At 60.8% G+C, this 12416-nt stretch carries 11 protein-coding genes; 8 read left to right on the top strand and 3 right to left on the bottom strand.

Features of this window, described 5'->3' with window-relative positions:
• The 4 genes from JJB74_RS21085 (at position 1) to JJB74_RS21070 (ending at position 4747) form a co-directional block, all read left to right on the top strand.
• Positions 1 to 1095, top strand: a complete 1095-nt coding sequence (locus tag JJB74_RS21085; protein WP_200595154.1) for an ABC transporter substrate-binding protein — start codon at positions 1 to 3, stop codon at positions 1093 to 1095.
• A 92-nt stretch (positions 1096 to 1187) separates the two neighbouring features.
• On the top strand, positions 1188 to 2978 hold the full coding sequence (locus JJB74_RS21080) for an ABC transporter permease (RefSeq protein WP_200595377.1): 1791 nt from the start codon (positions 1188 to 1190) through the stop codon (positions 2976 to 2978).
• Between the two features lie 14 nt (positions 2979 to 2992).
• A complete protein-coding gene (locus JJB74_RS21075; protein WP_200595152.1) occupies positions 2993 to 4060 on the top strand; it encodes an ABC transporter ATP-binding protein in 1068 nt (355 codons plus the stop codon).
• Positions 4061 to 4240: 180 nt separating this feature from the next.
• Entirely contained in the window at positions 4241 to 4747 is a 507-nt protein-coding gene (locus tag JJB74_RS21070) for a hypothetical protein (protein WP_200595150.1), read from the top strand.
• 23 nt (positions 4748 to 4770) lie between these two features.
• Here JJB74_RS21070 and JJB74_RS21065 read toward each other — a convergent pair whose 3' ends face one another.
• Positions 4771 to 5265, bottom strand: a complete 495-nt coding sequence (locus JJB74_RS21065) for an asparaginase domain-containing protein (RefSeq protein WP_200595148.1) — start codon at positions 5263 to 5265, stop codon at positions 4771 to 4773.
• A 201-nt stretch (positions 5266 to 5466) separates the two neighbouring features.
• Here JJB74_RS21065 and JJB74_RS21060 point away from each other — a divergent pair, with 201 nt between their 5' ends.
• Together JJB74_RS21060 and cynS are read left to right on the top strand one after the other, a co-directional pair.
• Positions 5467 to 6216: an L-asparaginase gene (locus JJB74_RS21060; RefSeq protein WP_200595147.1), complete on the top strand. Its 750-nt coding sequence runs from the start codon at positions 5467 to 5469 to the stop codon at positions 6214 to 6216.
• Between the two features lie 130 nt (positions 6217 to 6346).
• Entirely contained in the window at positions 6347 to 6790 is a 444-nt protein-coding gene (gene cynS / locus JJB74_RS21055; RefSeq protein ID WP_200595145.1) for a cyanase, read from the top strand.
• A 128-nt stretch (positions 6791 to 6918) separates the two neighbouring features.
• On the opposite strand, the gene JJB74_RS21050 is transcribed toward cynS, so the two are convergent.
• A complete protein-coding gene (locus tag JJB74_RS21050) occupies positions 6919 to 7914 on the bottom strand; it encodes a D-2-hydroxyacid dehydrogenase family protein (protein ID WP_200595143.1) in 996 nt (331 codons plus the stop codon).
• A gap of 420 nt (positions 7915 to 8334) precedes the next feature.
• On the opposite strand from JJB74_RS21050, the gene JJB74_RS21045 reads away from it, so the two are divergent.
• A complete protein-coding gene (locus JJB74_RS21045; protein ID WP_200595141.1) occupies positions 8335 to 10194 on the top strand; it encodes a phosphoenolpyruvate carboxykinase (GTP) in 1860 nt (619 codons plus the stop codon).
• Between the two features lie 102 nt (positions 10195 to 10296).
• Complete coding sequence (locus tag JJB74_RS21040) at positions 10297 to 10560, top strand: hypothetical protein (RefSeq protein WP_200595139.1); 264 nt, start codon at positions 10297 to 10299, stop codon at positions 10558 to 10560.
• Between the two features lie 133 nt (positions 10561 to 10693).
• On the opposite strand, the gene JJB74_RS21035 is transcribed toward JJB74_RS21040, so the two are convergent.
• Positions 10694 to 12388, bottom strand: coding sequence for a ShlB/FhaC/HecB family hemolysin secretion/activation protein (locus JJB74_RS21035; protein WP_200595137.1), 1695 nt, complete (start codon positions 12386 to 12388; stop codon positions 10694 to 10696).
• Positions 12389 to 12416 lie beyond the last annotated feature (28 nt).

The following is a 12416-nucleotide window of genomic DNA, read 5'->3' as shown; positions in this document are numbered from 1 at the left end:
ATGAAAACATTCCCCACCCTCATCGCCGGCGCCGTGCTGGCGCTGACCGGCGCGGCAGCATTCGCGCAGGTGCCGGCCGGCTATCCGGCCGACTATGCCAAGGTGGTCGATGCCGCGAAGAAGGAAGGCCGGCTGGTGATCTACAGCACCACCGATTCCAAGGCGGCCGAGCCGCTGATCCGCGACTTCAATGCGCTCTATCCGGGCGTGAAGGTCGAATACAACGACATGAATTCGACCGAGGTCTACAACCGCTTCATCTCGGAAGCCGCTGCTGGCGGCGCGACCGCCGACCTGCTGTGGTCCTCGTCGATGGACCTGCAGGTGAAGCTGGCCTCCGAAGGCTACGCCATGACCTACAAGTCGCCGGAAGCCGCGGCGATTCCGGCCTGGGCGAACTGGAAGGACGCTGCCTACGGCACCACCTTCGAGCCGGCCGTAATCGTCTACAACAAGCGTCTGGTGCCGGCCGATGAAGTGCCGCACAGCCATGCGGACCTGGCCAAGCTGGTCACGACCAAGGCCGACAAGTACGCCGGCAAGATCACCACCTACGATATCGAGAAGTCCGGCGTGGGCTTCATGTTCATCACCAACGATGCGGCAATCAATCCGAACTTCTGGGACTTCGTGAAAGCCATCGGCAGCACCGGCCTGCGCGTGCAATCCTCCACCGGCACGATGCTCGAGCGCATTTCCTCGGGCGAGAATCTGATCGGCTACAACATGATCGGCTCGTATGCGCTGGCGCGCTCGAAGAAGGACCAGTCCATCGGCATCTCCTATCCGAAGGACTACACGCTGGTGATGTCGCGCGTGATGTTCATCAACAAGAACGCCAAGGACGTCAATGCCGCCAAGCTCTGGCTCGATTACACCCTGTCCAAGCGCGGCCAGACCATCATCGCCAATGAAGCCGAGCTGTATTCGCTGCGCGGCGATGTCAAGGGCGAGACCACTGCCGCCGGCCTGAACGAGCAGCTGGGCTCGGCATTGAAGCCGCTGCCGGTCGGACCGCAGCAGCTGCAATACCTGGACCAGAAGAAGCGCCTGGCCTTCCTGAAGCAGTGGAAGGAAGCAACGCCGAAGAAGTAAACCGTGCCCGTGCCTGGCTCATGCGCGCTGCATGAGCCAGGCAACGCGCCGCCCGTCATCCTCCTCCCGTTCACATCATGCAAACCTTGCCCATGCAGGACGCCGCGACGCCGGACGCGCCCGCGCCGATCAAGCCGTCGCGCCGCGTCAACTGGCCGCGCGGCCTGGTGGTGGTCGTCACGCTGCTCGCGATCTTCGTGCCGCTGGCGCTGATCGTCTATCAGAGCTTTCTATCCGCGCCCTTCTTTTCTCCGGCAAAGGAAATCAGCCTCGATTCCTATGCCTTCATCTTCGATGATCCCGATTTCCGCCAGGCCTTCATCAATGGCTTCATCCTGGCAAGCGGCCTCGCGCTGATCGCGGTGCCGCTCGGCGGCCTGCTCGCCTTCCTGATGGTGCGCACCGATCTGCCGGGCCGCAACTGGATCGCGCCGCTGATCCTGGTGCCGATCTTCGTGTCGCCGATGGTGATTGCCTTCGGCTACGTGGTAGCTATGGGCCCGGTCGGCTTCTATACCGTCTGGGTGCGGCAATTGATCGGCGTGCAGCCGTGGAACGTGTATGCGTTCCCGAGCATCGTCATCATCGCCGGCCTCACGCACGTGCCGCATGTGTACCTGTATGCGTCGTCGGCCCTGAAGAGCCTGGGCTCGGACGTGGAGGAAGCCGCGCGCGTCTCCGGCGCTTCGCCCCTGCAGGTGGCGCTGAACGTGTCGCTGCCGATGATCATGCCGGCGCTGTTGTACTCCGGCGTGCTGGTGTTCTTCCTCGGCTTCGAAGTCTTCGGCCTGGTGCTGGTGCTGGGCGACCCGGAAGGTCACCTGGTGCTGGCGACCTATCTGTACAAGCTCACCAACAAGCTCGGCACGCCTTCGTATCACCTGATGGCCGCGGTCGCGGTCTGCCTGGTGGCGGTGACGCTGCCGCTGGTGCTGCTGCAGCGCTGGCTCTTGAAGTCGGCCAACAAGTACGTGGCGATCAAGGGCAAGGGCGCGCGCCAGAAGCCGCTGCCACTGGGTCGCTGGAAGTGGGTGGCGTTTGCGTTCATCCTGGTCTGGCTGCTGTTCACCATCGTCATGCCGCTGTCGGGCATTGCGCTGCGCGCCTTCGTGTCGAACTGGGGCGAGGGCGTGCGGCTGGCCGATGTGCTCACGCTCGACCACTTCCGCGACATCCTGGCCCAGCCTTCGCTGGTGCGCGGCATCATCAACACGGTATTGATCGGCGTGGTCGGCGGCGCCGTTGCGGTGGCCTGCTACTGCCTGATCGCCCTGGCCATGCACAGGAAACCGGACGGCATTACCCGCGTGCTCGATTACAGCGTGCTGGTGCCGCGCGCGGTGCCGGGCCTGCTGGCCGGCCTGTCCTTCCTGTGGGTGTTCCTGTTCGTGCCGGCGCTGCTGGACAACTTCCTGCGCGGCTTCGACAGCGACGTCGCGCGCTGGCTGTCGGAAAACGTGATCGGCCAGTTGCGCGCGCTGCGCTCGACCATGTTCTCGGTGTGGCTGGCGTATTCGGTGGTGTGGCTGGCGTATGGCATGCGCCTGATCACCACTGCGCTGCTGCAGGTCGGCCCCGAGCTCGAGGAAGCGGCGCGCTCGGTCGGCGCTTCCCGCGGCCGCATCACCCGCGACGTGACGCTGCCGCTGGTGCGCTACGGCCTGATCGGCGCGTGGCTGATGGTGTTCCTGATCTTCGAGCGCGAATACTCGACCGGCGTGTACCTGCTGTCGCCGGGCACCGAAGTCATCGGCGCCATGATCGTGTCGATGTGGGGCTCCGGCGCCATCGACATGGTGGCCGCGCTGTCATTCATCAATATCACGCTGGTGGCCATCGGCCTGGCGATTGCGTTGCGCTTCGGTGTGAAGCTGCACGATTAGGAAAGGATCGAATCATGGATATTTTGCGAGTCAAGGACCTGCATCTGGATTACGGCAGCGGCGCGTCCGCGAACCCGATCCTGAAGGGCGTATCGATGGAGCTCGGGCGCGGCGAAGTCGTGGCGCTGCTGGGTCCGTCGGGCAGCGGCAAGACCACGCTGCTGCGCGCGGTGGCGGGTCTGGAAAGCCCGAAGGCCGGCACCATCACCATCGGCGATCGCACCGTCTTCGATGGCGCGCGCGGCCTGGAGATGCCGGCCGAGGAACGCAGCCTCGGGCTGGTGTTCCAGTCGTATGCGCTGTGGCCGCACAAGACCGTGGCCGACAACGTCGGCTATGGCCTGAAGCTGCGCAAGGTGAGCGGCGCGGAGATCGCGAAACGGGTGAAGGAAGTGCTGTCGCAACTGGGCCTGGGCCATCTTGGCGAGCGCTTTCCGCATCAGCTCTCGGGCGGCCAGCAGCAGCGCGTGGCGATTGCGCGGGCGCTGGTGTACAACCCGCCGGTGATCCTGCTCGACGAACCCTTGTCGAATCTCGATGCGAAGCTGCGCGAGGAAGCGCGCGCCTTCCTGCGCGAATTGATCGTGCGGCTCGGGTTGTCGGCATTGATGGTCACGCATGACCAGGCCGAAGCGATGGCGATCTCGGACCGCATCCTGCTGCTCAACAATGGCAAGATCGAGCAGCAGGGCGCGCCGCAAAGCATGTACGAACAGCCGCAGACGCTGTTCACCGCGGAATTCATGGGCAGCAACAACCGCCTGCCGGGCAAGGTGCTCGCGCGCGATGGCGATCGGGTGCACATCGATGTGAATGGCACGCGCCTGGCCGGCACCGCGCGCGGTGCGGGGGAAGATGCTACCGCGCTGATCCGCCTGGAAAGCGTGCGCATCCATGACGCGGCGGCGGACAATGCGATCCGCATGCCGCTGTCGACCTGCATGTACCTGGGCGACCGATGGGAATGCCTGTTCCATCATCCGGAGGCGCCACAGATCGGCGTGCGTGCGTATTCGCGCGATCGGCTGCCGGCCGGGGATTATTGGCTGCAGCTGCCACCGGAGAAGCTCTGGGTGTTTTGAGAGTCCGAAGTGCTCTTCCAACGCCGGCCGCTGTGCCGGCGTTTTTCATTGCGCTGGCGCAGCGGCGAGCGCGACCGGCTTGTGGCACGTCGCGACAAGACCATGGGCAGATGGGTGAACCATGTCGACATGGAGGTCACATAAGGTCCCAATTTCACCCGCCTACGACAGGAGAACGCCATGGCCCAAGCACCCGCGATAATGAAAAAACTTTCCGCGCCCGATTCGCAGCCGTATGACGACGCCGGATCGCAAAAGCAAGGCGAGCATGCTCGTGAAAAACAGAATGCCGGGCCACGCCTGCATGTGAACGAGGAAGAGTTCGAGGAGCAAGTTCGATTCCAGAAGGAAGCGAGAAGGAGCCAGAAACTTCTTGACATGGAGGTATCGCAGAGCCCGTCCTTTCTGCAACGCGCCCAGGACATGAAAGCCAGATCGGAACAGTCCGTGGCTGCGCTTGTCGCCTCGGATCCAGCCTTGTCTGCATCAGATCCGTTGCAGGAGGCATCAGCAAAAAGCACGGCGGCGCTGAGGAATGCGCTGGATCGAGCCAGCAACTTGATTCCGCCGGTCGACATCCAGCTGCAGCATGTCGATTGGTCTCCATACCTTGTTTTTTCCGACACACCGCTCGGCTCCAGCGCAGCGCCTGCGAACGAGCCGCCGGAGAAGGGTGGCAACCAGTAAGGCCTGCCACTGCGGAGACGCACTCACTCCATGGACTTGCGCTCGAACACGCCGCGCGACCTGTCCTTCCTCACCGCATCCCAGCCAAACACCTGCCCGTTCATCGCGACATAAACGCCAGGGGGCAGGGTCTGCGCCACGCCCGTTGCGAAACCGAAGTTGAACAGCGCATCGGACTGCGCGATCTCGTAAGGCACCATCGCGCCGGTCAGCACGATGGTCTTGCCCAAGGCCGCACGGCCCAGAACTTCGGCGGTCTGCTGCATCGTGTCGGTGCCGTGGATGATGACGATCATGGTCTCCAGTGCATTCGCGCAGGCATCGCGGATGCGCTGCCGGTCGGCGTCGACCATGTCCAGCGAATCGAGCAGCGGCAAGGCTTCCAGCCTGACCGGCAAGGTAATGCGGCTGCGCTCTATCACGCCTGGCAGGACGCTGTCGCGGAATACCAGCTTGCCGGCGATTTCATCGTAATGCTTGTCGAAGGTGCCGCCGGCGGCGATGACGCAAAGGCTCATGGTGAGGATTGGGCAGAAACGAAGCGTCGATAATAGCCGATCGGAGGTGCCGCGATAAATTTCGCGGCGACGGGAATCTTTCACTGGAAATGCCCGTCAAAATGAGCCTAGTCCCTACTGCAGAGCTGGAAAATTCTTTTCCTTCCTCTCTGCGAATACCTTTACACTGGCCTTTCGCTTCTCTGCCGTTTTCCCTCGCCCATGAAACCCGTCGCTCCCGGAACCGTCATCTTTCACCGCTATCGCGGCTATGGCGTGATCACCGCGGTCAACCTGATGACCGGCTGGATCTCGGCCCGCTTCGGCGCCGAAGGCCGCACGCTGGATTTGAATCTGTCGTCCGATCAGGTACAGCATGCCGATGGCGAGCCCATCATGTTTCGCCACACGCCGCCGGATCGCATGCCGCATGCGCGGCTGATGGCCATGGTGCGGGAGCTGCATCGCGCGGGGTATCAGAAGCTCTACCTGTACAGCTGGCCGAAACCGTCCGGGCTGCATTGGCGCTGGCATCTGTTCACCGGCCCGCGCAACTGGATGCAGCGCGCCTGGCGCGAAGGCTGGTATGGCTCGGGCGCAGACTACAACCTGAACCCGGTGATGGGCTGGGGCGATTCCCCCGGCGCCGATGCGCAGGAACTCGCCAGCGCGCTGGCCCGCTTCGATCCGCAGGGCATGGCGCATGCGCTGGGCCGGGATGAGGACCATGCGACATGGTTCGAAGCGATTTGCGAGGCACTGCTGCCGAACTATGCCTATTCGTTGGGCTGGGACCAGCGCGACGCCCGGCCTGCGAGGCTGCCAATCATTCCAGTGCGGCGCGGCGTGCCGGACTATGCCGGGCCGGATTTGCCATTTCCGCCAGGATGGGCCGGGCTCTGGCACCATAGCGGACCGGTGCAGATCATACGCACGAGCCGCATTGGCGAGCCGTTCGACGCCGATCGCTGAACGTTCCTGCATCAGTGCGCCGATGTCGTGCGCATGAACCTTGGCTTGCGCCGCCCTGGTGCAAATCAGCGGCAAATGCGTGGCATGTCTCTTGCGATGACGGCTTCCATCGTTCACAGAGGAGCCCAACATGGATCGCACGGAAGTCACGAAGAAAATCATCGCCGCCAAGGTAGCCAAAGGCCTGCGCTGGAGCGGCATCGCCGAGCGTCTCGGCCAGAGCAAGGAATGGAGCACCGCCGCCTGTCTCGGGCAAATGACCTTCACCCGTGAACAGGCCGATGTGGCGCGTGAATTGTTCGACCTGTCCGACGAGGAAACCGCCTGGCTGCAGATCGTGCCCTACAAGGGTTCGCTGCCGAGCGCGGTGCCCGCTGATCCGCTGATTTACCGCTGGTATGAGATCGTGAGTGTGTATGGCACGACGATCAAGGAACTGATCCACGAGGAGTTCGGTGACGGCATCATGAGCGCCATCGATTTTTCGATGGATATCGCGCGCGAGGCCGATCCGAAAGGGGACAGGGTGCGGGTCGTCTTGTCCGGTAAGTTCCTGCCGTACAAGACGTATTAAGGCGGCCAGTCCTAAGCGCGTTGCCTGTGTCCCTGGATACGGGTAGCGCATCGTAGGTTGGGCTGGCAAGCCCAACATGAAGCTCGCTCCCGTGCGGGCTACCGTTGGGCTTCCTTCGTCAGCCCAACCTACGCCTTCCGCCCGATCGCTTCAGGATTCAGCACGTTCTTCGGCGCGCCAGCCGCATAGTCGAGGATGTTCCTGAACGCCGCGCTGAAATACAGCTCGTAGCCATCCTTTTCGACATAGCCCAGATGCGGCGTGGCCACGACACTGTCCATGCGCAGCAGCGGCGAATCCGAAGGCAGCGGTTCGGTTTCGAATACATCGAGCGCGGCCATGCCGGGCCGGCCCGCGCGCAGCGCGCCTTCGAGCGCGCCGGCTTCAATCAGCTCGGCGCGGCTGGTGTTGACCAGCACGGCGCTCGGCTTCATCCGCGCCAGGTCTGCCGTCTTCACCAGGCCGCGGGTCGCATCGTTCAGGCGCAGATGCAGGCTCAGCACATCGGCTTCGGCGAAGAAGGCTTCGCGCGATGGCGCTGCTTCGAAGCCGTCGGCCTGCGCCGCATTGCGGCTGGTTTCGCTGCCCCAGATCACCACGCGCATGCCGAAGGCCTTGCCGAAGCCTGCCACCTTGCGGCCGATCTTGCCGTATCCCCAGATGGCGAGCGTGCGGCCCTTCAATGCCACACCGATGCCGTTGTATTGCGAAGAAAGCGACGACGCCTGCCACACGCCCATCTTCAGGTTCGCCACGTATTGCGGAATGCGTCGGCTGGCCGCCATGATCAGCGCCCAGGTCAGTTCAGCCGGGGCGGTCGGATCGCCAACGCCCTCGACGATCACCACGCCGCGCTCGGTCGCAGCCTCCACATCGACATGTCCGCTCACCTTGCCTGTTTGTGAAATCAGCTTCAAGTTGGGCAGCTTCGCCAGGAGGGCCTTCGAGATTGCGGTGCGCTCGCGTATCAGGACCAGCGCCTCAAACGGAGCAAGCCTTACAGCCAGTTGGCCCACGCCGCGCGCGCTGTTGTTGAATATCTTGACATCATGGCCTTCCAGCATGCGGAAGCAGTCGAGCTGGCGTACGCAGTCCTGGTAGTCGTCGAGAATCGCAATCTTCATAAAGCTCCCAAATCGTTACGGTTTTTATCACACTGCAGCAATGATAATGCGCTTGGCAAAGGCTCGCCCGCGCATTACAAAATGACGCAGCGCAGCAATTTTCTTTGAGTAAATACGTAGAAAAAACAAGGATTTAAAGTCCGATTTCCTACTATATTTGTCGGCTACTTTTTACTCCGTTTTTGCGCTAAACCGTTGAGATTGCAAAAAAGGCAGGTGTACAATCACCCACTATTTTTCGCAACACGACTTCACTTTTCGCCGCCCCGGCTCAGTGCCGGGCCACTGAGCCCCATGCGGCGCAGTGACAGCATTCAGGCTTCGACAAGACCGCCGTATCGCCGGCATGCCGGCGCAAGCGCATGCTGACGACGATCCTGCCGTGCCGAGACAGGTTTCTTTGGCTTGGAGGTAGTGCTTATGAATCAGCCCGTCATGAACGGTATCGTGGCCGTTGACGCACCGTCGTATGTCAAGCATCAGAAACTGGTCAGCTGGGTCGCGGAAATCGCGGCGCTGGCCAAGCCGGACAAGATCTACTGGTGCGATGGCTCCCAGGAAGAATACGACCGCCTCTGCGCGCAATTGGTTGCAGGCGGCACCATGAAGAAGCTTAACGATGCGAAGCGCCCGAACAGCTACCTGGCCTGGTCCGACCCGACCGACGTAGCGCGCGTGGAAGACCGCACTTTCATCTGCTCCGAACGCAAGGAAGACGCCGGCCCGACCAACAATTGGGTTGCACCCGCCGAAATGCGCACCACGATGCATGACCTTTTCGATGGCGCGATGCGCGGCCGCACGATGTATGTGGTGCCGTTCTCGATGGGTCCGCTGGGCTCGCCGATTTCCCATATCGGTGTCGAGCTTTCCGATTCGCCCTATGTCGCGGTCAACATGCGCATGATGACCCGCATGGGTAAGGCAGTGTACGAAGTGCTGGGCAGCGATGGCGAGTTCGTGCCCTGCGTGCATACCGTCGGTGCGCCGCTGCAGCCGGGCCAGCAGGACGTGCCCTGGCCGTGCAATCCGACCAAGTACATCGTGCATTACCCCGAGACACGCGAAATTTGGTCCTATGGTTCCGGCTACGGCGGCAATGCGCTGCTCGGCAAGAAATGCTTCGCGCTGCGCATTGCCTCGAACATGGGCCGCGACGAAGGCTGGCTGGCCGAGCACATGCTGATCCTCGGTGTTGAATCGCCCGAAGGCAAGAAGCACTACGTAGCCGCCGCTTTTCCGTCCGCTTGCGGCAAGACCAATTTCGCGATGCTGATTCCACCGGCAGGCTTCAAAGGCTGGAAGGTAACGACCATCGGTGACGATATTGCCTGGATCAAGCCCGGCGCCGATGGCCGCCTGTACGCGATCAACCCGGAAGCCGGTTACTTCGGCGTGGCGCCCGGCACCAATGGCGAGACCAATCCCAACTGTATGGCTTCGCTGGACGAAAATTGCATCTTCACTAACGTCGCGCTCACCGATGACGGCGATGTCTGGTGGGAAGGCATGACCAAGGAAGCGCCAGCGCACCTGATCGACTGGCAGGGCAAGGATTGGACGCCGGCGATGGCAAAGGAGACCGGTCGCAAGGCTGCACATCCAAATGCGCGCTTTACCGTGTCGGCCACGCAAAACCCGGTACTTGATCCGGCATGGGATGATCCGGCTGGCGTGCCGATTTCCGCTTTCGTTTTCGGCGGCCGCCGTTCGACGACGGTGCCTCTGGTAACCGAGGCGCGCGATTGGGTCGAAGGCGTGTATATGGCAGCGACCATGGGCTCGGAAACCACCTTCGCGGCGACTGGTCAGCAGGGTGTGGTGCGGCGCGATCCGTTCGCGATGCTGCCGTTCACCGGCTACAACATGAGCGAATACTTTCAGCATTGGCTCAATCTTGGCAGCAAGCTCGAAGGCATGGGCGCAACACTACCGAAAATCTACTGCGTGAACTGGTTCCGCACCGATGAGAATGGCCGCTTTGTGTGGCCGGGCTTCTCGGACAACATGCGCGTGCTGAAGTGGATGATGGAGCGTGTTGAAGGTCGCACTGACAATGGCGCCGAGCACGTCTTCGGCACTACGCCGCGTTTCCAGGATCTGGATTGGAATGGCCTGAACTTTAGCGAACAGCAGTTCAATACGATTACTTCCATCGACAAAGCAGCATGGCAGGATGAGCTGAAGCTGCACGGTGAATTGTTCGACAAGCTGTCGCACAAATTGCCGGCTGAATTGCAGGCAACCAAAAACAAGCTGGAACAACGTCTGGGTAACTGATCACATAGCCGCATTGAAGTTCGGTGCGGCTGTCAGCCTTGGATAAGCAACGCGGCAGACACTCTGCCGCGTTTTTTTATCTCTGAGCGAATTGGGAGCCTTATGCCGGTATTGTTGATTTCCTATGACCTTGGTCCTGAAGGAAGCTCGGCCTACCGGCTGGTGAAGGGAATCAAAAAGTATCCATGGGCGAGAATGACAACCACGTCCTACGCCATCTATACGGAGCTGTCAGTACAAACCGTCTTCGATCAACTACGTCCTCTTGTCGATGCCTCACGCAATCTGTACATCATGACGATGCGAAAGCCGTACGCCGGCTACGGGCCCGAGGAAGTGAACGAGTGGCTGGAAAAATATATTTGATTGCCTGCTGTTGATTGGACGGCAAAGCGCTCTGGCAGAAAAACGGTCGAGCAAGATGTGGTTTAAGAATCGCATGCCGACCGTCCCTTTCGGTAGACGGTCCGCTCATCGAGGTCCAGCTGCGTCGATTTGATCAGAATCCCTTCATGGCACGCAGCCAGGCACGCACTGTACTATCGCTATCTGACTGGGCCGCTTCGCTGCCCAGCTTGCGCGCTACGCTGGCGCGGACTTGCCAGTTCTCGGGCAAATTCCACAGCATGCTCATCCCGAAAGCCGAGAGATGACGATTTTCTGGACCCGGAAGATAGGCATTGCGATTGATTCTGACGGCTCCGTAATCAATGAATCCGCCTAGCTCCACTTGTCCCCATCTACCTGGATCGAGAAGGTAACGAAGCTCAGTAGTGGCGAGCAGACCCACATCGCCGACGCCCTCACCCTGTGGATAGGCTCTGACGCCCTCGGCGCCGCCGAGGGAAAACTTCTCCGATGAATCGAGGTTCTTGCTCGCAAATTGGCCGCTGATCGCACCGAATAGCGACCATGGTCCAGTGAGGCGATACAGTCCCACTGCGTTGTATGTCAATTTGCTATATCGGCCATTCGTATGCGGACCAGCGTTGTCGATTTCCAGAATGGATGGTGTCTTGATATCCAGGTTGCCGGAGCTCAGTACAGTGTTCATGCTCCACATGGCCTTGTTGGTAGCGCCATTCGCCGCGAGCGTTGCAGACCAGACTTGCGCAGACTTGTTGCTCTCTAAGCCGAAGGCATCGATGCGGTCCCGCAACTGCTTTTGTTCGACGCCTAGCGTGCCCGACACCGTTGTGGATTGGGTGAGCAGGAATGGATAGCCAACGAAAGCGCCGATGGTTTGCGTCGTGCCGTTTGCATCCAGTACCTCGTACTGTCGTCCAAGGTGATAACTGCTCCTGCCGTAAGCCAGACCACCGTTGAGGCCGCTGCTTCCTATCGGCAGTTGGTAGGCGAGTCGCCCGTAGTACAATTTATGCGTGCTCGCCTGCAAGCGCATTGTCAATTGATCGCCAAGATTAGCCGGACTGTTGACATAGATCGTGCTTCCCAGACGATAGGTACCCGTATAAGAACTGCCATAGTTGTCGGCATCGACGCTGCCAGTGATCAATGGCGCCTGCAGTACGTCGATCAGCAATGCAGTCGTGCCAACTGCCTCGCCAGGCTGCAAAACCGCATTGACGCTGGCAACGCCCGGCAGTGACCTCATCAACAGGATGCTTCTTTCCAGCTTGTCCGATTCGACCGGCTTACCGATGGCCAAGGAGCGGCTAAGCGCATAGAGGCGATCATCAGCAATCCGGCTGCTGTTCTTCAACTGCAATGTGCCAAGCTGCCCCTCGAGCACAGCAATCTTCACTGCCCCGTCTTCAGGCTTTTGCGCGGGAATATAAGCACGAGCCAGGAGATAACCCATGTCGCGGTAATGCTGTGTAATCCGCGCCGCAGCTTGCTTGAGCTCGTTCATGCTTAACTCGCGCCCTACCCAAGGCAGCAGCAAAGCCGATAGTTCTTCCGCAGGAATGCTGGTGGCACCAGTGACAGACAGGGATCTGACCAGCAGCCGCTCATCGCCGCTTGATTCAATCGCCGGTGGCGGAATATCCGATTCAGATTTCAATAGCGGTAAAGTCTGCGTTGGCGGTGGTGGCGCTCTGAAATCCGGTTTTTCCAGCTCGCGCAGCGTTGCTCCGGAACCTGGCGGCAATTGCGCATGGGAAGTGCCAACATGGCTAACTGCATAAAAGAAAAATAGAAATACAGTGAGGATAGATTTTGCCCGGATCATTTTTTTAAGAAATTCAATTGGTCGGCAA

The sequence above is a fragment of the Noviherbaspirillum pedocola genome, assembly GCF_016632335.1.
Lineage (GTDB): Bacteria > Pseudomonadota > Gammaproteobacteria > Burkholderiales > Burkholderiaceae_D > Noviherbaspirillum_A > Noviherbaspirillum_A pedocola.
Note: the sequence above shows the minus strand (reverse complement) of the source record. Positions and strands in the feature narration are given on the sequence as shown.